Origin of the sequence: Oligella sp. HMSC05A10, assembly GCF_001808335.1 — a bacterium.
Lineage (GTDB): Bacteria > Pseudomonadota > Gammaproteobacteria > Burkholderiales > Burkholderiaceae_B > Oligella > Oligella urethralis.
The window spans coordinates 22,224-44,748 of record NZ_KV792937.1; the positions used below are offsets into that span (position 1 = coordinate 22,224).

Annotated in this window: 19 protein-coding genes and 1 other RNA gene; 19 read left to right on the plus strand and 1 reads right to left on the minus strand. The window is 48.5% G+C overall.

Annotated elements, in window-relative coordinates; translation table 11 throughout:
• The first annotated feature begins 10 nt into the window (after positions 1 to 10).
• The 18 genes from HMPREF3144_RS07960 (at position 11) to lpxC (ending at position 21,047) form a co-directional block, all read left to right on the plus strand.
• Positions 11 to 481, plus strand: coding sequence for a copper chaperone PCu(A)C (locus HMPREF3144_RS07960; protein ID WP_070477339.1), 471 nt, complete (start codon positions 11 to 13; stop codon positions 479 to 481).
• A 39-nt stretch (positions 482 to 520) separates the two neighbouring features.
• Positions 521 to 1,714 (plus strand): YncE family protein, encoded by a 1,194-nt coding sequence (locus HMPREF3144_RS07965; RefSeq protein WP_070477341.1) that lies wholly within the window; start codon positions 521 to 523, stop codon positions 1,712 to 1,714.
• Between the two features lie 73 nt (positions 1,715 to 1,787).
• An RNA gene (gene rnpB, locus HMPREF3144_RS07970) (RNase P RNA component class A) lies at positions 1,788 to 2,183 on the plus strand.
• 314 nt (positions 2,184 to 2,497) lie between these two features.
• Positions 2,498 to 2,926 carry a division/cell wall cluster transcriptional repressor MraZ gene (gene mraZ / locus HMPREF3144_RS07975; RefSeq protein ID WP_026156842.1) on the plus strand — a complete coding sequence of 143 codons (429 nt, stop codon included), beginning with the start codon at positions 2,498 to 2,500 and terminating at the stop codon, positions 2,924 to 2,926.
• 9 nt (positions 2,927 to 2,935) lie between these two features.
• Entirely contained in the window at positions 2,936 to 3,925 is a 990-nt protein-coding gene (gene rsmH, locus HMPREF3144_RS07980; protein ID WP_018026533.1) for a 16S rRNA (cytosine(1402)-N(4))-methyltransferase RsmH, read from the plus strand.
• Between the two features lie 16 nt (positions 3,926 to 3,941).
• Positions 3,942 to 4,244 carry a cell division protein FtsL gene (gene ftsL / locus HMPREF3144_RS07985; RefSeq protein WP_018026534.1) on the plus strand — a complete coding sequence of 101 codons (303 nt, stop codon included), beginning with the start codon at positions 3,942 to 3,944 and terminating at the stop codon, positions 4,242 to 4,244.
• Positions 4,245 to 4,252: 8 nt separating this feature from the next.
• Positions 4,253 to 6,079, plus strand: a complete 1,827-nt coding sequence (locus HMPREF3144_RS07990; RefSeq protein ID WP_081941463.1) for a peptidoglycan D,D-transpeptidase FtsI family protein — start codon at positions 4,253 to 4,255, stop codon at positions 6,077 to 6,079.
• Between the two features lie 27 nt (positions 6,080 to 6,106).
• Positions 6,107 to 8,905, plus strand: coding sequence for a bifunctional UDP-N-acetylmuramoyl-L-alanyl-D-glutamate--2,6-diaminopimelate ligase MurE/UDP-N-acetylmuramoyl-tripeptide--D-alanyl-D-alanine ligase MurF (murF, locus tag HMPREF3144_RS07995; RefSeq protein ID WP_070477343.1), 2,799 nt, complete (start codon positions 6,107 to 6,109; stop codon positions 8,903 to 8,905).
• Positions 8,906 to 8,935: 30 nt separating this feature from the next.
• A complete protein-coding gene (gene mraY / locus HMPREF3144_RS08000) occupies positions 8,936 to 10,105 on the plus strand; it encodes a phospho-N-acetylmuramoyl-pentapeptide-transferase (protein ID WP_018026537.1) in 1,170 nt (389 codons plus the stop codon).
• 35 nt (positions 10,106 to 10,140) lie between these two features.
• Complete coding sequence (murD, locus tag HMPREF3144_RS08005; protein ID WP_070477345.1) at positions 10,141 to 11,673, plus strand: UDP-N-acetylmuramoyl-L-alanine--D-glutamate ligase; 1,533 nt, start codon at positions 10,141 to 10,143, stop codon at positions 11,671 to 11,673.
• The gene (gene ftsW, locus HMPREF3144_RS08010) at positions 11,674 to 12,930 is read left to right on the plus strand and encodes a putative lipid II flippase FtsW (protein WP_102705467.1); all 1,257 of its coding nucleotides are present in this window, start codon (positions 11,674 to 11,676) and stop codon (positions 12,928 to 12,930) included.
• A 56-nt stretch (positions 12,931 to 12,986) separates the two neighbouring features.
• A complete protein-coding gene (gene murG, locus HMPREF3144_RS08015; protein ID WP_210394304.1) occupies positions 12,987 to 14,054 on the plus strand; it encodes an undecaprenyldiphospho-muramoylpentapeptide beta-N-acetylglucosaminyltransferase in 1,068 nt (355 codons plus the stop codon).
• A gap of 1 nt (position 14,055) precedes the next feature.
• Positions 14,056 to 15,477 carry a UDP-N-acetylmuramate--L-alanine ligase gene (murC, locus tag HMPREF3144_RS08020; RefSeq protein WP_048768670.1) on the plus strand — a complete coding sequence of 474 codons (1,422 nt, stop codon included), beginning with the start codon at positions 14,056 to 14,058 and terminating at the stop codon, positions 15,475 to 15,477.
• Complete coding sequence (locus tag HMPREF3144_RS08025; protein WP_018026542.1) at positions 15,470 to 16,420, plus strand: D-alanine--D-alanine ligase; 951 nt, start codon at positions 15,470 to 15,472, stop codon at positions 16,418 to 16,420. Before murC ends, HMPREF3144_RS08025 begins: the two co-directional genes overlap by 8 nt.
• A 38-nt stretch (positions 16,421 to 16,458) precedes the next feature.
• Positions 16,459 to 17,262: a cell division protein FtsQ/DivIB gene (locus HMPREF3144_RS08030; protein WP_083290425.1), complete on the plus strand. Its 804-nt coding sequence runs from the start codon at positions 16,459 to 16,461 to the stop codon at positions 17,260 to 17,262.
• 16 nt (positions 17,263 to 17,278) lie between these two features.
• Entirely contained in the window at positions 17,279 to 18,493 is a 1,215-nt protein-coding gene (gene ftsA / locus HMPREF3144_RS08035) for a cell division protein FtsA (RefSeq protein WP_018026544.1), read from the plus strand.
• 122 nt (positions 18,494 to 18,615) lie between these two features.
• Positions 18,616 to 19,851, plus strand: coding sequence for a cell division protein FtsZ (ftsZ, locus tag HMPREF3144_RS08040; RefSeq protein WP_018026545.1), 1,236 nt, complete (start codon positions 18,616 to 18,618; stop codon positions 19,849 to 19,851).
• Between the two features lie 272 nt (positions 19,852 to 20,123).
• Positions 20,124 to 21,047: a UDP-3-O-acyl-N-acetylglucosamine deacetylase gene (gene lpxC / locus HMPREF3144_RS08045; protein WP_018026546.1), complete on the plus strand. Its 924-nt coding sequence runs from the start codon at positions 20,124 to 20,126 to the stop codon at positions 21,045 to 21,047.
• Between the two features lie 21 nt (positions 21,048 to 21,068).
• Here the strand turns inward: lpxC and HMPREF3144_RS08050 are convergent, their stop codons facing one another.
• Positions 21,069 to 21,395: a DciA family protein gene (locus tag HMPREF3144_RS08050; RefSeq protein WP_070469857.1), complete on the minus strand. Its 327-nt coding sequence runs from the start codon at positions 21,393 to 21,395 to the stop codon at positions 21,069 to 21,071.
• A 15-nt stretch (positions 21,396 to 21,410) separates the two neighbouring features.
• Between HMPREF3144_RS08050 and HMPREF3144_RS08055 the strand changes: the two genes are divergently transcribed.
• Positions 21,411 to 22,394, plus strand: a complete 984-nt coding sequence (locus HMPREF3144_RS08055; RefSeq protein ID WP_070477347.1) for a M23 family metallopeptidase — start codon at positions 21,411 to 21,413, stop codon at positions 22,392 to 22,394.
• Positions 22,395 to 22,525 lie beyond the last annotated feature (131 nt).

The window sequence follows — 22,525 nt, forward strand, 5'->3', positions numbered from 1 at the left end:
AGGTGTTAATATGAAAAAGTGTGTATTTTTGAGTGCCATGCTCGTGGCTTTTGCGCAAGTAGCAGTGGCAGAAACGACGGTCACAAGCGTGGATAATTGCGTGATTCAGGAGGTTTTGCCTGGCAAAGCCATGACTGGCGCCTTTGTGACCTTTCACCATCAGGGGCCTGCAGTGGATATTATTGCGGCGGAGATTCCAAGTATTACTTCACACGTTGAGTTGCACTCCATGGGGCTAAAAGACCATGTGATGACCATGATTCCATTGACTAATCCTAGCCTGGAAGCGGGTATAAGAGAGTTTAAAAAAGGCGCTGATCACGTGATGCTGATGAGCATTCCAGAGGAGAAACTGCCTAGGGTTGGTGAGATCCATACCATGACGTTTAAATTCAGCAATGGGACGGAAGCCAGTTGTGACGCCATGGTTAAGTCAATTGATGAGATTATGCAAGCAGCCGGTATTAAGATGACTCACTAAGCGGGTGATGTTGGGCTTGGGTGTATCAAGGAATTTGTTATGAAACGACGTGATTTTCTTCGCTACTCGCTTGCGGGCGGGCTGGTGCTGTCTCAACCGCAGCGATTGTTAGCAGCCACTGAGCTACAGTTGCTTGAGCATCTGAGTTTATATAATCCAACGCGTTATTTGTTTATTATAGATAGCGAGTCTGCCTTTATTACGGTGTTAGATGTTAAAAGTGGTCAGCAGATTGATTTATTGAATTTTAATCTCAAGCCGGAAATTGTCGAAATTTCTCGTGATGACTCCATCATGGTGGTTGCCAGCAGTGAGTCTCAGGACTTGATTTTGTATGATCTTAAAACGCGTTTGCAACGTGTCGTGGCATTACCTTCACCGATTCAGCGGGCTGTGTTTATCCCGCAGTCTACATTGCTAGCGATAGGGATGCGTGATCAGCTCGGTCTGGTGAATTATCAGACCGGCGCCTTAAAGCTATATTCATCGCCCTTTGATCTTGGCGCTATCGATGAGCAGGGCTTTAGCTTGTTATTTAGCTCATTTACTCGAACGTACTGGCTACTAGACAAACATAAACCTCATATCTATCATAGGTCGAGCTACGATGCGGAGGATGCGCCTTGGGCAGTCACGGATTTGTCCGAGCGACTTACTATCAATTCGGGCTTTGATGGTGGGGTGGTCACCCCGGGTAACTACATGATGGCACTAAGCGCCACAGGGTCTAATGAAGGCTATGTTTACTATATTGATGAGGATCGCTTGTACAGTACCGGGCCCATGGGCTCAGCTGATGCTCATCAAGCCATGGTGAGACCATATATTGATTCATTCTTTAGGCGTGCGCTTTTTGCCAATGCGGGCGGCCATGTGGCTTTGTTTGACTTTGAGAAAAGCAAGGAAGCCACGCATTTTACCGTTGACTTTTCCCCACGCGAGTTCCGCACCGGTTGGCTAGAAACCACCCTGATATTGGGCGGTGATAAGGCCTTGCAGTTTCAGTCCTTTGATGACCCGAAGGATAAGACCTTAATTGAGCTACCAGCTGCTGTGGCGGATATGTGGGTGAGTGGCGATAGTAAAACACTTTATCTGACGCTCGAGGATGGTGAGCCGCAAGTATTGCGCTATGATATTCGTCGCCGAGAGCCATTAGCGCCATTGTTGATTCATGGTGTGATTAAAGGCGCCGCTTTGCGTATGGGCAGTACCAATAGCGTTTGCCACTAGCGATAGGCTAAAAAAATACAAATACGCCTGGTTTAGGCTTGGAACTTCCTTGGATGCGATAGAATCTAAGCCGAGGGCAAGTTGGGCAATCGCGTGCTTATAAGTACGAGGAAGGTCCGGACTCCATAGGACAGAGTAGCGGCTAACAGCCGTCCATGCCTTTGGCATGAGGAATAGGGCCACAGAGACGAGACTGTTATGAGGGCTTAAGCAATTAGGCACACAGGTGGCGACTTCCACTTGTTGATATAGTGCATTGAGTTGCATTGTAGAAGCATAGCAGGGTGAAACGCGGTAACCTCTACTCGGAGCAACATCAAATAGGCGTACGTACTGCGTCAAGCAGCTAAGGGCGGTCCGTCCGAGTATGCGGGTAGATGGCAAGAGCTTGTTAGTAATAACAAGCCTAGATGAATGATTGCCAACGATTTATCGTTTACAGAATCCGGCCTATAGACTTGCCCCTCCTTTCTTTTTTCGCAGATTCCCACTCGGCCACGCTAATTGTCATAGAAAAGCAAGTGATTGCGATTGCTGTTGACCCTTGGCGCCCACTTCGATGATGAAAAACCACTGTTTTAGTATGGTTTATGCCACTTACATTTACTTTCTTAGATAACTAGTTGAGATTTAAATAAATTATCCCTGCCATGGCAGGGTTTTTTTTGCGCCTAAAAGCATGATTTTGCTTGAAAAAAATAGAAAAATGTCATAAAGTGGAGTAAAAGGGTTATGAAGTGGTATTAAGTGGGATACAAAAATTAAAAGTGGGATAGGGTAGTGATTTTCCAAGGGAACCATCCATTAACGATAGACGCGAAGGGCAGGATCATGATCCCGGCCCGGTACCGTGACGTCTTATTGGAGGGTGCCAAGGGAGAATTAACCTTCACTTGTAATTTTGACGGCGGTTTATTGGTCTATCCACGGGCTCAATGGGAGTCCAAATTGGAAGAGATTATGCGCTTACCCGCTAATCGCGCTTCAGTTAAGAGAACCCTGCTCGGTAACGCGTTTGACGTGGATATTGATAAGGCGGGACGGGTCTTGATCCCAGCACAGCTCCGTGAACGAGCGAGCTTGGATAAGGAGGTGGTGTTGGTAGGTATGGGTCGTCATTTTGACCTATGGGATGCTGCGAAGTATGAGGCATTAGTAGCAGTCGATTTAGAGGCCGGTCTACCAGATGATCTCGATGACTTCTCACTATAAGAGCTAGCGATGAGTCAGGATTTCAGCCACACCACCGTTTTGCTGCATGCTACGGTCAACGCTTTAGTAGACCCGCACTTCAATGCGAAGTCCAAAGCTGTGCATTCTCCACTGCCCGCACAGCAGAAAGACGGCGTTTTTGTTGACGGGACTTTTGGTCGAGGTGGTCATAGCCGTTATTTGCTTAGCCATTTAAGCCCTAAAGCGAAGTTATTCGTGTTTGATAAGGATCCCGCAGCGATTGAAGTGGCGGCAGCGTTACGAGCTGAGGATCCGCGTGTGATTGTTGTGCATGATGCATTTTCTAGCATGGCTGAGGTATTGGCTGCGCATGGAATTGGCAAAGTGCAGGGCATCATGATGGATTTAGGGGTGTCTTCACCGCAATTAGATGACGCTGCCCGCGGTTTTTCATTTATGCGTGACGGCCCCTTGGATATGAGAATGGATACCAGTCGCGGCATCACAGCCGCCGAATGGTTAAATACCGCCTCATTCGATGAAATTAGAGGAGTGATAAAAGACTATGGCGAAGAACGGTATGCTTTCCAGATTGCAAAGAAGATTGTTGATCGCCGGCAATCCGGCCCATTTCGTAGTACGCTCGAGCTCGCCCAGCTCGTCGCTAGCGTCGTCAAGTCGCGCGAAAAGGGTCACCACCCGGCAACTCGCACCTTTCAAGCTATACGGATTCACATCAACCAAGAACATGAGGAGCTTTCACGCAGCCTCGCGTCAGTGCTAGATTTGTTGGATGTGGGTGGGCGTTTGGCGGTCATCAGCTTTCATTCACTGGAAGATAGGCCGGTGAAGCAAGCAATTGCCCAAGCCTCCACCTTAGATCCGGCGTTGGCCAAGTTGCCGCTACGTGAGACGGAGTTGCCTGCAGCGCGTCTAATCAATCTTGGCAAGGTGCAAGCCTCCGCCGAGGAGATTAAGCATAATCCGCGCTCGCGTTCGGCGATGTTACGGGTGGCAGAGCGTACTGCCGCTGAATAAGGGCTAAGGCGTTGGCATGTTAAGAGTATTGATTTTCGGTTTAATCGCTTTTTTTATTTATAGCGCGATCGAGTTGGTAAGTGCACGTTATGAACAACGGCAGCAATTTACTCAAATTGAACGCGCGACTCGGGTTGAGCGTGAGCTGGAAACGCAATGGCGATTTTTGGAGTTGGAACGAGCGCAATTAACTAGCTCCATGAATATTCGCAGTGAGATCGAAGAAAAGCTGAAAAAGATGCATTCGCCCCAAGTGAATGAAATTATTTACATCAAAGAGTCTGAGCTTAGTCCCATTAGCGAAGTTGGTTCAGAATAGGTAAAAAAATGAAATTTAAAAAAGTTTTACAACATATTCAGCGTTCAAAAAGTCGCAATACGCGCGGCTATAAGCCCCAACTTCGCTTTTTTAATGAGCCGGTGATCGAGAATAAACTGCCTAAATGGCGCAGTTTGTGTATTCTTGGGCTGTTTGTCGGTGGCTTTACCATCGTTTTGGGACAGGCTTTTTATCATCAAATCTACAATAACGACTTTTTACGTGCCGAGGGTGAAAAGCGTTTTGAGGTGAATCAGACCTTGCCGGCCAATCGTGGTCGTATTGAAGACCGCAATGGTGTCTTTTTGGCCACCAGTGTGCCGGTGCGTGCGGTGTGGATTATTCCCGAGGAATTGCAACGAGCCACGCCCGAACAATTTAAGTTTTTAGCTGAGTCGGTTGATTTATCCGTGGCCAGTGTTAAAGAGCGCATGGAAAATCATATGGGTAAGACCTTTGTTTATCTAAAGCGCCAAGTGCCGATGGATAAGGCAGAGAGCTTGCGCGAGCAAAAGTTGCCCGGCGTGTATTTTTTACCTGAGGTTAAGCGCTCCTATCCTCAAGGGCCAATTACTGCCCATTTGGTTGGTTTTACCAATATCGAAAATAACGGTATTGAAGGGATTGAAAAGCATTATGAATCCCGTCTAAGCGGCGTTGATGGTAACCGTACCGTACTGCGCGATCGTCTGGGACGAGTGATTCAGGACGTTTATGCGCAATCACCGGCGCAAGATGGGGAAAATGTCAGACTCACCATTGATAGTCAAATTCAGTATTTAAGCTACCAAGCACTAGAAAAAGCGGTCAAACATCATGCAGCGGATTCCGGTGGGGCGGTCGTCATCGATACCCAAACGGGTGAAATTTTAAGTATGGTCAGTTACCCGAGTTACGATCCAAATGATCGCTCGGCGCGTAAGGGTGCGCTACTTAGAAATCGGGCAGTGACGGATGTGTTTGAGCCGGGCTCAATTATCAAGCCTTTGGTGGCGGCATTAGCATTGGATGCTAAAGCGATTTCTTTAAACACAAAGTTTGCGACTGGTAACGGTAGTTATCGCTATCAGGGTCATACCATTACTGACGTTAGCCGTTATAACGGTACCTTGGATGTGGCGGGTGTGATTCGCCGCTCCAGTAATATTGGTATGACCATGATTGCTGAGCGTTTACGCGCTGAGCAAATGTGGACGGTCTTTAAAGCCTTGGGTTTTGGTACTGCGCCAGAAATTGGTTTCCCTGGCATTGCCACTGGTAATTTAAGACCGTGGGAGCGTTGGCGTTTGATTGAAAAAGCCACCATGTCCTATGGTTATGGTGTCTCTACCTCCTTGCTGCAAATCGCCCATGCCTATACCACCTTGGCGCGTGATGGCGATATGGTTTCTTTATCTTTAATTCGTAGTGAGAAACCAGCCAAGAGTGTACAAATTTTTAGTAAAGAAACGGCCAGAAATGTACGTCGCATGCTAGAGGAAACCGCCGGTCCTAATGGTTCGAAAATTCAGGCGATGGTCGAGGGCTATCGCATTGGTGGTAAGTCCGGTACCGCACGTAAAATTGTTAACGGTAAATATAGCCGCAGTGACTATCGTGGTTCCTTTGTTGCGGTGGCACCGATTTCCAATCCACGCATTGTGGTGGCAGTCACGGTGGATAATCCACGTAAAGCAGGCTATTTCGGTACTCTAATTGCTGGTCCTGCGACGGGTGAAATTATCAGTGGTACCTTAAAGTATTTAAGTGTGCCACCAGATCTTAATGTCGTCCCTACCTTAGAGGCAAATAATAGCAAGGCAGCAGCTGCATCCGCTCGCAATCCGCGCGGATAATTATCACGCAACAGTGCAGGAAGTGTTATGCAAGAGCAAACTAAAGAAATTACGGCGATTGTGCAATGGCTACGTCAACATACTGAAAGCCGAGCCGACCTCAAACTTGATTCCAGAGACATCCGAGCGGGGGATGTCTTTGTTGCATCTAAGGGCTTGCATAGTGATGGCGCACAATTTATCCCAGCGGCAATTGATAATGGAGCGGCAGCAATTTTAGTTGATGCCGCTTCAACGCATGTGGCCGAGGTGCTAAGCGAAGCGGCTAGCGCAGTGCCGCTATTGGCAGTAGACCATCTGAAAGGCTTATTGGGCAAGCTAGCGGATGAATGGTACGGACGTCCATCAGAGTCAGTCAAAGTCGTTGCGATTACCGGTACAAATGGTAAAACCTCATGCGTCAGCTGGGTAGCTCAAGCCTTAAATTTAAATAATACACCGTGTGCCACTATCGGTACCTTGGGCGTGATATTACCAGATGGTAGAAACCTAGGCGGCTCCTTAACCACACCGGATGTGCTCAGTCTGCATCGTATATTGGCCTATTTGCGGGACCATGAGATTTTCACGGTGGCCATGGAAGCTTCCTCTATTGGTCTGGAACAGGGTCGTATGGACGGCATACGCATTGATATTGCTGGATTTACTAATTTAAGTTTAGACCATTTGGACTACCATCAGAGCATGGCTGAGTACGAAGAGGCCAAGGCGATTTTATTTACTTGGCCCGATTTAAAGCTGGCTGTACTGAATGCCAATGATGAGGCTGGTTTGCGTTTGGCGAAGCGCTCAGTGGCTGCCAAGACCTTAACTTACTCGCTTGATGTGGATTCTGCTGCTGATATCCGTGCTTTGCATTACACCTTCCATGACTATGGTTTGTCCTTTATGCTGCACACGGCTCAAGGTGATACGCAAATTTTAAGTCGCTTAGTGGGCGAGCATAATATTTCTAATTTATTGTTAACCGTCGGTATTTTAGAAGGGCTGGGCTGGGGTTTAAGCCGTATTAGCAGAACACTGAGTCAGCTAGAAGCGGTTGCTGGCCGTTTGGAAACGGTCGAACCACTAGTGAATACACAAAATAAACCACTGGTGGTGGTGGACTATGCGCACAGCCCCGATGCCCTCAAGCGGGCACTAGAAGCAATACGCCCTAATGCGGCGGCGCGTGATGGGCGCTTGATTTGTGTGTTTGGTTGTGGTGGCGATAGAGATCGTACCAAGCGCCCGGTGATGGCTGAGATTGCTGAGCAACTAAGTGATTTAGTTTATATCACCAGTGATAATCCGCGCACTGAGGACCCGCATCGGATTTTAGACGAGATTGTGGCTGGTCTTTCTTCGCCATCGGCAGCGAAGTTAGCCATGGTAGAAAGACACCGAGATTACTCCATTCTCTATGCGATTTTGCACGCTGCGCCTGAGGATGTGATTTTGATCGCCGGGAAAGGCCATGAGGATTATCAGGAAGTGCATGGCGTGCGTCATTACTTCGATGATCGCCAATGGGCTAGTCTAGGCTTGTTGATGCGTGATGCCTTGGATATTAGTACCGATACGCGTCAATTACAGCCAGGGCAGTTTTTTGTGGCCTTAAAGGGTGAGAATTTTGATGCCCATCGCTTATTGGCTGAGGCTCAAGCTAAAAAGGCTCTAGCCGCTTTAGTCTCCAGTCCTGATAAGCATATCAGCTTGCTGCAAATTCAGGTCCACGATACCCAAGAGGCATTGATGACCATGAGTAAGGCATGGCGCAGTTTATTTAGCTTGCCGGTGATTGCAGTGACGGGCAGTAATGGCAAAACGACCACCAAGGAAATGATCGCGGCCGTTTTAAAAGCAGCCTATGCTGATAATTACCTAGCCACCGAGGGAAATTTAAATAACCATATCGGCGTGCCACTTAGCTTATTAAGACTGCGTGCTACACAGCAAATGGCGGTTTTTGAGTTGGGCATGAATCACCCTGGGGAAATTGCTGTGTTGGCGGATTTATGCCGACCAACGGTGGCGGTTCTAACCAATGCGCAGCGTGAACATCAGGAGTTTATGCAAAGTGTGGAGGCCGTCGCTCAAGAAAACGCCTCAGTGTTTGCGTATTTGGCCACGGGTGGCGTGGCGGTTTATCCGGCGGCCACAGAGTACACCGCTTTGTGGGATGAATTAAGTCGCCATCGTCAAGCCTTGCGTTTTGCGATTGCAGCGCCGACAGCAGAAATTTACGCCAGCGATTTGCAACCACAAAACGCTGGTATTGATTTTGTCTTGCATGCGCATGATAGTAGTACTGAAATTAGTCTACAAATCCCGGGTGAGCATAATGTGAGTAATGCGCTTGCTGCCGCAGGGGCTTGCTTAGCAGCGGGTGTGCCAGTGGCTCAAATAAAGCAGGGCTTGGAAAGCTTTGCTCCGGTCAGTGGACGCTTACAAAACTATGTGCTTAAAAATGGCACGCACTTAATTGATGATAGTTATAATGCTAATCCAGATTCTGTGCGCGCGGCGATAGATGTGCTAAGTGCTTTACCTAGCCCAAGGCTGTTGGTCTTAGGTGATATGGGCGAGGTGGGACCTGAAGGACCGCAAATGCACCGTGAAGTGGGTGCTTATGCCAAGCAAAAAGGCATTGAGTATTTGTTGACTTTTGGTGCCGCGACTGAGGCAAGCAGTCAAGCCTTTGCTGAGGGCGCTCAGCATTTTACGGAGCTGCCAGACTTACTCAAAGCCTTGGCTGAATTAGCGCCAGCAGCTGTATTAGTAAAGGGTTCTCGTTCGATGCGTATGGAGCGCGTGGTGCAGGATTTACTAGATAAACAGGAATAATAAATCTCGCTAGTAACGGGGAATGTACTCATGTTATATGAGCTCTTTAAGTATTTAAGTAAAGATTATAGTTTTTTTTCGGTTTTTGATTATTTGACCATGCGTGCACTGATGGCCAGTGCGACGGCATTGCTTATCGGTCTCGTCGCAGGACCAAAGGTGATCCGCAAGTTGTTAGAGATGAAGGTCGGGCAGGCGGTGCGTCAATATGGTCTTGAAAGTCACCTGGTCAAAGACGGAACGCCGACCATGGGCGGTGTCTTGGTGCTAATTTCTATTGCGCTGTCCACCTTGTTATGGGCTGATTTAAGCAATCGTTTTGTGTGGGTCGTGCTCTTTGTGACCGTGGGCTTTGGTGCTATCGGTTGGAGTGACGACTATCGTAAGGTGGTCTATCGCAACCCTGAAGGCATGTCGTCCAAAGAGAAGTTTTTTTGGCAATCAACCATTGGTGCCATCGCCGCGCTTTATTTGAGCTTTGCTGTATCAGCACCCGCCTCCGGCGATTTATGGCCATTATTTAAAGATTGGGTCATGAGTGGATTCACCATGCCGCTACCCGCACAGGCCGATTTGATTGTGCCTTTCTTTAAGAGTGTTAGCTATCCGCTAGGGGTATTCGGTTTTGCTATTCTTACCTGGTTGGTGATTGTGGGCGGCAGTAATGCGGTGAATCTGACCGATGGTTTGGATGGTTTAGCGATTATGCCGACCGTGATGGTGGGCGGGGCGCTAGGTGTTTTTGCCTATGTGGTCGGTCGTGTCGATTACTCAAGTTATTTACTCTTTCCCTATATTCCGGGCGCTGGGGAGATGTTAATTCTCTGTTCTGCCTTGGGCGGCGCGGGTTTAGCCTTTTTATGGTTTAATGCCTACCCAGCGCAGGTGTTTATGGGTGATGTGGGGGCATTGGCTTTAGGTGGGATGCTAGGCTGTATCGCCGTGATTGTACGCCAGGAAATTGTGTTTTTTATTATGGGTGGCGTGTTTGTCGTTGAAACGCTGTCCGTCATGCTCCAAGTGAGTTGGTTTAAATACACGAAAAAGCGCTATGGTGAGGGGCGACGCATCTTATTAATGGCCCCTTTACATCATCATTTTGAGAAAAAAGGGTGGAAAGAAACCCAAGTGGTGATTCGTTTTTGGATTATCACTATTATGTTGGTGTTAATTGGTCTTTCGACCTTAAAATTACGTTAGTTATCTTTTTCAATTTATTCTTTTAGAGTTAGGCCATGGCACAGCACAAAGACTTGTCTCAATCGCATGTATTAGTTTTAGGCTTAGGTGAGACCGGTGTCGCCAGTGCTTTATGGTGCTTGCGCCAAGGTGCTAAGCTGCGTATTGCCGATACCCGTGATGAGCCGGCGGGCCTGGCTGAGATTGAAGCGGCTGCTAAGGCGCAGCCGGCAGCGAAGATTTCCTATGCGCTAGGAGCCGCCTCGCTCCAAGCGAGCACCTTAGCGGGGATTGATTCACTGGTGCTGAGCCCCGGTTTATCGCCTAATGCCTCACCGGTGCGGGAGTTTTTGTCCCAAGCCGAGGCGCAGGGAATTGAAATTATCGGTGAGATTGAGCTCTTTGCTCGCGCCTTGCGTGATTTAAAGGCTAGCCGTGATTATGCGTGCGAGGTCGTTGCTATTACCGGTACCAATGGCAAAACCACCGTCACCATGATGGTGCGTGATATGCTGGAGACCGCTGGTTTGACGGCAGTTGCAGCGGGTAATATTAGTCCTGCTGCTTTGAGTGCATTGATGCACGCCTTGGATACCGATGCCCTGCCTCAAGTCTGGGTGCTAGAGCTATCTAGCTTCCAGTTGGCAACGGTACAATCTTTGCTGCCTAAGGCGTCGGTGGTCTTAAATTTAAGTCAGGATCATTTAGATTGGCACGTGGATTGGGCAGATTATGCACAGCATAAAGCTAAGCTTTTACAGTTAAGTGAGACTAAGGTGGTGGCTCGAGCCGATCCGGAAGTGTTAGCGATGGTGCCTGAGGTGGCGGCAGTCGAGGTGATTAGTTTCGGCGAGGATGAGCCGTCCTTACTAGGTGATTTAGGGATTCAGACATTGGGTGGCATGAGTTGGCTTGCCGCCTCCTGTGACGATGAGGGGTTCGAGACGCCATTGAGTGCGGGCGCCAAAAAAAGAAAAGCCGAAGCCTCAACTCGTACACCAGCTCATTTAAAGCAATTGATGCCGGTTGAAGCCTTGCCCGTTAAAGGGCGCCATAATGCGCTGAATGCCTTAGCTGCACTCGCGCTGTGTCGTGCGCTGGGGCTTAATTGGAGTCCGTTACTGCGTGCGCTGGCTGCCTTTAAAGCGGCTCCGCATCGGATGAATTTTGTACGCAGCATCGCCGGGGTGGATTTTATTAATGACAGCAAGGGCACCAATGTCGGCGCTACTTTAGCCGGCATTAATGGCTTAGCGCAGTCTCTGGTCGTGATTCTAGGGGGGCTCGCCAAAGGGCAGGATTTCAGTCCTTTATTAGCACCATTGCAGGAAAAGGCTAAAGGCATCATCTTAATCGGGCGCGATGCAAAGTTAATCGAAGCGGCATTGAGCGCAACAGGTTTGCCAATTAAGCACGCCGACTCCATGCAAGAGGCCGTGGTTGAAGCGATGCGTCTCGCCACCGCAGGCGATATTGTGTTATTGTCGCCAGCCTGTGCCAGTATGGATATGTTTAGCAATTATATGCAGCGTGGCGAGGCCTTTGCAGAGGCGGTACAGGATTTAGCGCATGAATATGGAGAAATTTAAATGAGTCTGAGCATGCGCGAGCGCTTTGTGCGTGAGGCGGAACCGGGGATTAATGAGGTTTCGCCCACTCGCAGTAAAATGCGCGACTATGATCTGGGGCTATTATCCATTATCGGCGTGATTTTGGTGCTGGGTTTGGTGATGGTGTATTCCTCCTCAATTGCGCTGACGGATGGACCGAGTAGTGAGGTCGTTAAATTCAACCGCTACTTTATGATGCAAGCCATTTATATTTTTATCGGCTTTTGCGGCATGTTCACGGTATTCAATATCAATATGGACAAATGGGAGGAGCTGTCCTTTCTCTTTTTTGGGGTAGCTGCGGTCTTATTGTTACTCGTCCTCATGCCCTTTATCGGCCGTGAGATTAATGGGGCAAAGCGTTGGATCCCCTTAGGGCCGGTCAATTTTCAGCCGAGTGAGATGATGAAAATGGCCATGGTGCTGTATGCCTCACGGTATGCAATTCGCTTTCGTGATGCCATTGGCTCTTTAAAACCCTTTGAGGGCTTTGTGTGCGGTGTGTTGCCGATTGCAGCCTTATTGGGATTGGCTTTGATACTGACCTTCCTTGAGCCCGATTTAGGCGCTTCCATGGTGCTCGCCTCCATTTGTGTCGGGGTTTTGTTCTTGGGTGGTCTGCATAGTTTTTACTTGGCTGGTCTTGGTCTATTAGGCGTGGGTTTGGTCAGTGCTGCCGTGTTATTCAGCTCTTGGCGCCTTAAGCGCTTGTTTGCTTTCTTAGATCCCTTTAGTGAGGAGTATGCGCAATCCTCAGGCTATCAATTAGTGCACTCCTTAATCGCTATCGGTCGTGGTGAATGGACTGGTGTGGGTCTAGGTTTTAGTATTGAAAAATTACATTATTTACCAGAGGCACATACCGACTTTATATTGGCTGTGATCGGTGAGGAACTGGGTTTTGTAGGTATTTTGACGGTAGTGATTCTGTATTTCTTACTGATTTTTAAATGTTTTAAGATTGGTCGCGTAGCCATTGCCATGGACCGCTACTATAGTGGTCTGGTGGCACAGGGGGTGGGTATTTGGATTGGTTTCCAAGCCTTATTTAATCTCTGCGTTTGTTTGGGTTTATTACCGACCAAGGGCTTAACCCTGCCGATGATCAGTTTTGGTGGTTCAGCCATGGTGATGACGCTTTGTGCACTGGGACTGGTGTTCAGAGTAGACTATGAAAATCGTCAATTAATGCGTGGTTTGCCTATTTCAGGCGTGCCTGCGCCAAGGTATGTGTGATGAGTGAAGCAATTGACCCAGCGGTTACGATGACAACTGATGCGCCAGAGGCGGCGGTGTTAGCGCCTACGATTCTAATCATGGCGGGTGGTACTGGCGGTCATATTATGCCGGGTTTGGCGGTGGCTGGTGAGCTGGAGCAGCGTGGCTGGAAGGTCTACTGGTTAGGTAATCCCGAGCGCATGGAGGGTGAACTTGTCCCCGCACGCGGTATTCCATTATTGCCAATGCGCTTTGCGGGTTTGCGCGGCAAGGGTCTGGCCGCTTTACTTAAATTGCCTTTTACCTTAGCGACGGCGCTACTTGATGCGCGTCGAGCGTTTAAAAAGGCAAAGCCTGATGTGGTCTTGGGCATGGGCGGCTATGCAGCGGTGCCGGGCAGTATCATGGCGTTTTTAAGTGGCAAGCCAATCGTGCTGCATGAGCAAAATGCGGTCGCTGGTAGTGCGAATAAGCTTATCGCTAAGTTGGCTAAGCGTGTGTTAATGGCATTTCCTAGGGCCTTAGCAAATGGCACAGTGGTTGGTAATCCGGTGCGTGCTGAGCTGTTAAAGCTAGCGCCACCCGAAGCGCGCTTTGCTAATCGCTCTGGACCCTTAAGGTTGCTAGTCGTCGGTGGTAGTTTGGGGGCGCTCGCTTTAAATAATTTAATTCCACAAGCGCTGGCCCAGATACCGGCGGCCCAGCGTCCGATGGTGACCCATCAGTCCGGTGCGGCACATCTTGAGATACTAAAAAATAATTATCATGAAGCCGGGGTAGAGGCAAATTGCGTCGCATTCATTGATAATATGGCAGATGCGCTTGCAGAAGCGGATTTATTAATTTGTCGTGCTGGTGCCATGACAGTCGCTGAGGTGGCTGCCGTGGGCGTGCCAGCATTGTTTGTGCCCTTACCGGGGGCGATTGATGATCACCAAACGGCCAATGCTCGTTGGTTGGCTGATGCCGGTGCGGCGGAGCTAAAAGCTCAATCCGCTTTAACTGCCGAGTGGTTGGCACAGTATTTAGTGTCGCAACAGCGAGCGCAACTATTATCAATGGCGTCTAAAGCACGGGCCATGGCGCTGCCCGGTGCGACGCATACAATTGCTGATGTTTGTGAGCAATTGGCTAGGGAATAAAATGAAGCATAGAATTAGAAATATTCATTTGGTTGGTATTGGCGGCTCAGGCATGAGCGGTATTGCCGAGGTCTTGATTAATCAGGACTATCAGATCAGTGGTTCGGATATTAATCGGAGTGCCGTCACGCAGCGTTTAGAGCAACTGGGCGCAAGAATTTTTTACGAGCATAGTGCGACCAATATTGATGCCGCTGAAGCGGATGTGGTGGTGACCTCGACCGCTATTTCTGGTGGTAATCCGGAGGTGTTAAACGCCCGTGCACAGGGGATACCGGTGGTCTCGCGCGCCATGATGCTAGCTGAGTTAATGCGTCTCAAAATGGGTATTGCAGTGGCCGGGACGCACGGTAAAACGACCACCACCAGCTTTGTTAGTAGTATTTTGGCAGAGGCCAAATTTGATCCCACCTTTGTGATTGGCGGTAAATTAAATTCCGCCGGCACCAATGCCTATTTGGGCAAAGGTGATTATATTGTGGTTGAGGCCGATGAGTCGGACGCATCTTTTTTAAATCTATTGCCGGTGATGGCGATAGTGACCAATATCGATGTAGATCATATGGACACCTACGGGCACGATGTGGCGCGCTTACGTAGTGCCTTTGTGCAGTTTACCCAAAATTTACCCTTTTACGGTACCGCCATTTTGTGCGTCGATGATGATAATGTCCGTAAAATTATCCCCTTTATTTCTCGTCCTATTGTGACTTACGGCTTTGATGAGGACGTTGATTATCGAGCGAGCGATATTCGTAGTGAAGGTGCGCAAATGTACTTCACTGCCCACAGAAAATGCGGTCGTCGCCGTCATTTGGCACCCATCGAGGTGACGCTGAATCTGCCTGGTCGTCATAATGTGTTAAATGCCTTAGCGGCAATTGCTTTAGCGACTGAACTAGGAGTAGAGGATGAGGCGATACTAACCGCACTTAAAAACTTTAACGGAGTGGGGCGCCGCTTTAGCTTTGTTGGTGAGTTTGAAGCCCAAGCCATTAACGGTGGTGGTAAGTTTACCGTGATTGATGATTATGGGCATCATCCGGTGGAGATGGCTGCCACCATTGCCGCCGTCCGCGGTGGTTGGCCCGATCGACGTTTGGTGTTAGCGTTTCAGCCACATCGCTATAGTCGTACCCGTGATTGCTTTGAAGAGTTTGTGCGTGTCCTCGGTCAGGCCGATGAGGTGATTTTAACTGAGGTCTATGCAGCAGGGGAGTTGCCGATTAGCTTTGCCAGTGGTGAGGCACTATCTAAGGCAATCGCTCAAGACGGTAAGGTGCAGCCACAATTTGTCCCCAATATAGAGGATTTACCACAAGCAATTCTGTCCTTTGCGCGGGGCGGTGATATTGTCATAACCATGGGTGCCGGTTCTATCAGCAAGGTACCTGCTAAAATCTTGGAGATTGCAAATGGCTAATACAACGCAGAATTTAGGTAGGGTCGGTGTGATTTATGGTGGCGTCTCAGCCGAACGTGAGGTTTCGCTGAATTCCGGTGCTGGTGTGCATGCGGCTTTGTTGGAAAAGGGCGTGGATGCGCATCTCTTTGATTTGGGTAAGCATAGCTTAGCCGAGTTAGAAGCACAGAAATTTGATCGTGTCTTTATTATTTTGCATGGTCGCTACGGTGAGGATGGTTGCATTCAGGGTGCACTGGAGATTATGGGTGTGCCTTATACGGGGCCTGGGGTGATGAGCTCGGGCGTGGCGATGGATAAAATCATGACAAAACGTCTTTTTATCGAGCAAAATATCCCCACGCCAAAGTATGTTGAGGTGCGTGACGCTGAGGATTTGCAGGCAGCGGTGAAGCAGCTCGGTCTGCCGATGATTTTAAAGCCAGCCCATGAGGGCTCAACCATTGGTTTAACCAAGATTGAAAATGCTGAGCAATTGGACGAGGCCTTAGCCCAAGCAACGCAATACGATAAGGTGTTATTAGCAGAGGAGTGTATCGTTGGTCGCGAGCTGACGGTGGCTGTACTTGGTAAGGGCGCAGAGGCACAGGCCTTGCCCATTATTGAAATTATTGCACCGGATGGGAATTATGACTTCCATAACAAATATCATTCCGATGAAACGCAGTATATTTGCCCAGCTGATTTACCTGCTGAATTAAGCGAAAAAATCAAAGCGCTATGTGTACAAGCCTATCGCACCATTGGTTGTGAGGGCTGGTCGCGGGTGGACGTGATGTTAAATCATGCAAATGAGCCGTATTTATTGGAAATTAATACAGCACCAGGTATGACGAGTCACTCTTTGGTGCCAATGGCGGCTAAAGCTGAGGGTATGTCCTATCCAGAACTATGTGTAAAAATTCTTGCCTCTGCTGATTTAAAAGTCGGTCGCAAGGGTTAAAATAGAGTGTAGCAGCTTATTTTTACCAAGGTGTTTTAGTGATATTTTCGGATCCCCGTTTTATTAACCGTATTGCCGGTTTTTTAACCGTAGTCGGGGTGCTTATTCTGCTTGGAGCCTTAGGCTATCGGGTGATGAATTTGCCGATGTTTAATATCACACGCATTGTGTTGGAGCCTAAGCAGGGGGATGTTTTATCCTATGCCTCGCCAGCTAGTATTCAAAGCACATTAGATGGGCAGGTGCAAGGTAATTTCTTTACACTTGACTTGCTTAAGGTGCAGCGCATTTTAAGCTCATCGCCGTGGGTGCGTCATGTGGATATTACCCGTTTATGGCCAAATGGCTTATTACTACGGATTGAGGAGCATGAGCCCTTTGCTTTATGGAATGACGAGGCATTGATTAACACCTGGGGTGAAAAGTATTTAGCGAATCGCGGTGAAGTCGATCGGCTTGATGACTTACCGCAGTTTTTTGGACCGGATGGATCGGAGCACTTAGTAGTACAGCGTTATGCAGAGTTGGTACGGTGGTTAAGTCCTATTAGTTTAAGTATAAAGGAACTGGGTCTAAGTGACCGTTATTCATGGCGTATTTTATTGGATAATAATATCACCGTGATTATAGGGCGCGACCCCGGGGCTGAGATTGCTAACCCATATGACGGTATGGGGGCGATGAGCTTTGCCGAAACCATTCAGCGTTTTGTACGCAGTTGGCCAGCATTGTTAAAACGAATTGACGGAAGACAGGTAGAACGCATCGATCTCCGCTATACTAGGGGTTTTGCAGTTACTTTTGCGGATACAGCCGGTTCTAAATCCTCCGATAAGCCATAAGTGAGTTATTTGAAAGATGAGTCGAGACCACAATAAGGATGTTATTGTTGCCCTGGATATAGGTACGAGTACGGTCGTAGCTATTGTCGCCGAGTGTTTGCCTGATGGTCGCTATGAGGTCATCGGTGTGGGTCAGGCAATTTCACGTGGCATGCGCAAGGGCGTGGTGGTAAATATTGAGCAGATTGTTGGCTCAATCCAGCAGGCGCTTGAGGAAGCTTGCCTGATGGCGGATTTTCGTATTCGTGAGGTTTATACCGGCATTGGCGGCAGCCACATTAACAGCTTTAACTCCAGCGGTATGGTGGCCGTGGTTGACAAGGAAGTCAGCTATGCCGATGTGCGCCGTGTGCTCGACACGGCCAAGGCGGTGAATATCGCCAACGATCATGAAATTCTTCATGTGATTACACAGCAATACACCCTCGATAAGCAGGAGGGTATTATCCAGCCGGTCGGTATGGCAGGTATTCGTCTTGAGGTGCGGGTACATATTATTACCGGTTTACAGAGCGCAACGCAAAATGTGGTTAAGTGTATTCGCCGTTGTGGGCTGGAGATTCGTGGATTAGTATTTCAGGCCTTGGCAGCCAGTCAGGTGTGTTTGACGGCTGACGAAAAGGAATTAGGCGTAGCCTTGGTTGATATCGGTAGTGGCACCACCGATGTGGCGGTTTGGCATGGCGGTGCCTTACGTCATACGGCGGTGTTCCCTCAAGGGGGTGATCAAATCACCAATGATATTGCCACCATGTTACGCACGCCGACACCGGACGCTGAGGACATTAAGTTAAATTACGGTGCCGCTAAAGCCAGTTTGGTCAATACCTTAGAAACTTTTGAGGTGATCGGTTTGGGCAACCGTGAAGCTCGGGAGATGGAGCGTCACGTCTTAGCTCAGGTGATTGAGCCGCGAGTCGAGGAAATCTTGATGGGCGTGATGAATGTGATTGCCGAATCTGGTCATAAGATCACCGGTTTGGTATTGACCGGCGGTACGGCATTATTACCCGGGATTCAGGAGCTGGCCGAGGATATGTTCCAAGTGCCAGTGCGTATCGGGGTGCCGATATATGATGGTAGCTTATCAGATGTGGTTTGTGAGCCGCGTTTTGCTACCGCAATGGGTTTATTAAGCTATTCGCGGATGCAGCAATATGCGCAACATGGCGATATGCCCAAAGAAGGTTTATTAAAACGTCTTTGGAACTTTATTACGAATAGTTTATAGTTTAGAATAGGTATTGCAGTGGAGTCGGGTGGAGATTTCTCAAAGGCAGTGCGAATGACGCATTGGCTCTTTCTTTGAGGTGATTTCCATGTTTTCATCATAGGGAAGTAGGAGTTATTTTTATGAGCATGGATTTAGGTTTCAAGTTCGTTGAGCAGGAGCAGCCTCAAAACGGCACGATTATCAAGGTGATTGGTGTGGGTGGTGCCGGTGGCAACGCCGTCAATCACATGATCGCCAAGGGTCTTAAGGGGGTTGAGTTTATCAGTGCTAATACTGACGCTCAAGCACTCGCCAGTTCCAAAGCTGAGCAAGTGATTGCCTTAGGTAAGACCGGTTTAGGAGCTGGTGCCAAGCCTGAAAATGGTCGCGCAGCAGCAGAGGCGGCACGTGAGCAAATCCGTCAGGCCTTAAGTGGCGCCCATATGGTATTTATTACCGCTGGTATGGGTGGTGGTACTGGTACTGGCGCAAGTCCAGTAGTAGCACAAATTGCCCGTGAACTTGGCATTCTTACAGTGGGTGTGGTTTCAAAGCCTTTTGGTTACGAGGGTAATCGCCGCATGAACGCAGCTGAAGCGGGTATTGAGAGCTTGTCTGAGCATGTTAACGCATTAATTGTGGTGCTTAACGATCGCTTAGAGGAGATGCTAGGCGGTGAAGCCACCATGCAAGAGTGCTTTGTGGAAGCCGATGATGTATTACACAATGCTTGCGCTGGTATTGCTGAAATTATTAATGTTGAGGGTAATATCAACGTCGACTTCGAAGACGTGAAAACCATTATGAGCGAGCAGGGCCAGGCGATGATGGGTACGGCTACTGCTTCTGGTGAGGACCGTGCCAAAAAGGCAGCCGAAGAAGCTATCGCTTGCCCATTATTAGAGGGTGTGGATCTCAATGGCGCACGTGGCGTATTAATTAATATCACCGCCAGTAAGAGCATCACTCAGCGTGAAGTACGTACAATTAACGAGGTGATTACAAGTTACGCCGATAAGGACGCCGTGATTATTTCCGGTATCGCTTATGACGAGGCTATGGCTGATCAGATTCGTGTGACTGTGGTTGCTACCGGTCTTGGTCGTAAAAAGCCTGAGATTGTAGCGCAAAACTCTGAGGAGCAGCTAGCTCGCACCGGTACGGATGATGCCACGGCAGTGATTCAAAATTTCCGTAGCGCAAGCGGCGGTTTCAATCCGATTCGCACGCCACGTAGTGCACGTAGCGCTCAGTATAATGTCGGTTTTGGTGATGTGAGCTCGACTGACACACCTAGCTTTACTCGTCGTTCCTTAACGGAAGAAGAGCGTAACGACAGTGATGTGCCAGCCTTCCTACGTAAGCAAGCGAATTAATTACGAGTTTTGTGCTTAGTTGCTAGCGGGGCAGAGGCTGTTGTTTTAGCTTCTGCTACTCGCAGTTAATGCTCATCACTTTAATTAAGGGTGCGTGACACCTTAGCGAGCCAATACTGTCTAATCATAGGTATTGGCTTTTTTTTGTTACAAAAATATGTCAATTCGTTTAGTTAGTAAAATCTAAATTTTAGACGCGGCTGGGGCATTTACTTAGGTTAAAATGCCTGGTAAATAAGAATTGATTGCAATAGATTTGATGGAAACTTGCCATGTTAAAACAAAGAACGATACAAAAGGCGGTCTCAACCATAGGTGTTGGCGTACACTCTGGTCAGCGCGTTGAGCTGACTTTGCGCCCTGCAGAGCCTAATACGGGGATTGTCTTTCACCGTATTGATACGCCCGAGATGATTGATTTTCCTGCCTTTGCGGAAAACGTCGGTAACACACGCATGGCCTCAGTTCTTGTCAATGGTGAATACCGTGTTTCCACGGTTGAGCATCTGATGTCTGCACTTGCCGGATTAGGTATTGATAATCTGCATATTGACCTAAGTGGTGAAGAGGTGCCGATTATGGACGGTAGTGCGGCAACCTTTGTGTATTTGATACGCTCTGCCGGCATTGTTGAGCAGGATGCGCCTAAGCAATTTATTCGCCTCAAGCGAGTGGTCGAAGTGATTGAGGGTGAGGGTGATAGCGCCAAGTGGGCGCGTCTTGAGCCTTATCCAGGCTTTGCTTTAGCTTTCTCTATTGATTTTAAGCATCCAGCCATTGCCTCCACGGCAAATTTTGCTGAGGTGGATTTTGCGGTAGATTCTTTTAGCAAAGACATTGCGCGTGCCCGTACCTTTGGTTTTGCCCAAGAGGTTGAGTTATTGCGCTCAGCCGGTTTAGGTCGTGGTGGTAGTTTAGACAATGTGATCGTGCTGGATGAATATCGTATTCTCAATGAAGACGGTCTGCGCTATGACGATGAGTTTGTTAAACACAAAATCCTAGATGCGATCGGTGATTTGTATTTGGCCGGTAAGCCCTTGCTCGCTAAATATGTCGCGTGTAAGTCGGGCCATGATCTGAATAATAAACTGGTACGTGCCTTATTGGCACAGCCTGATGCCTATGAAGTTGTGACCTACGAAGCTGAGGTCGCCAAGGCCGCAGGTTTTGGTCGTGATTGGCAGCTTGCCTAGTTGAACACGTCGCTCACAAGTCTAGGTGGTACTTCTTATCACCTTTAACTCTACATTTTGCAATGCCAGGCCGTGCTTATTAAGATGGCGCATCATGCTCGGGGCGAGTTGCTTAATTTTTGCGGCACAGGCATTGTTAGCGACCGCTAATCGTAGCGTGCCACCTGTATAATTAATAATCAAACACTGCTTTGTTAGTTCAGTGCCTAAGACACTGACTAACAGCGGTTGTAGCTTTAAAATCGTACGTGCCCGTTGTAGAACCTCGCCCGTTGCTTGCTCTTGTTCTAACCACTCAATAGCGGTGTGAAAGTTGGGCGGTTGACGATAATTACGATGTGATTTCATACTAAGGATGTAGCTTTGGCTAAAAAATTTGTATCACCTCGACGAGCCAAACAAAAAACGCAAAAGGTTTGGTCATTTAGCATCACCGTCTTGTGTGTCTTTATTGCCCTGGTGTCAGGTGCTTTGCTAGAGCGCCGCTTTGGCTATCAGCAGACAAAAGGGACTGTTGAGGCCACGAGGGATATCTCTAGTGTACCGCAAAACCCCGCTCAACAACATTTGATTGAACAAAGCTTGGCACAACTGGCGCAGCAATTAGCTGAAGCTAAAATTATGCTTGAAGACATCACCCGACTGACTAATCGCCTAAGTAGTGATAGCGCCATAAACCTCGGCATTGGTGGCAATACTTTAGCGCAGCCGAGTTTAAGCGAGGATGCGAAACCGATGGAGGAGTTTATTGATGAGGGCGGTTACTCCGGTGAGAAAATCGGTCGTGAGCTTGATCTGCTTAAGCAAAAGCTTAATTTGCAGCTAAATCGTGTACGTACCTTCGATGTTTTAATGCAAAGCCGTCAAATTGCCTTAGATAGGGTGCCCACTGGGATACCAGTATCGATGCTGCAGGCGCGTATGACCTCGCCGTTTGGTTGGCGCTTACATCCCGTAAGTGGTGAGTCGCGATTGCATGCCGGGGTGGATTTTGCAGCGCCTAAGGGCACACCGATTTATGCGGCCAGTAGCGGGGTGGTGGCGAGTTCAAGCTATGTCTCTGGTTATGGTAATTTAGTTGAGATTGATCACGGCTCGGGTGTCAGTACGGTATATGCGCACAATAGCGAAAATCTGGTGGAAGCGGGTGATTTGGTGACGCGTCGTCAACTGATTGCACGCATTGGTAATACCGGTAATTCGACCGGCGCGCATTTACACTTTGAGGTGCGAGTGGATGGGGTACCCATCGATCCCATACTGGTCTTAGGTAAGGATCTCTCGCAAGTCAAGCTAGGTGCCGGCAGTTCTTTCTTAGATACACTGAAGTTATTAAGTCAAGAATAAGTGCACAATTGCTTTTTGATAAAAAGCCACGGCAATATCTTGATATCTACAAACTTAGCCTCAAATACACAGGCTGATAGGTTAAACTGTAGGGCAATACCGCTTCATCACTTGGGGTCGAAGTCGGTCTT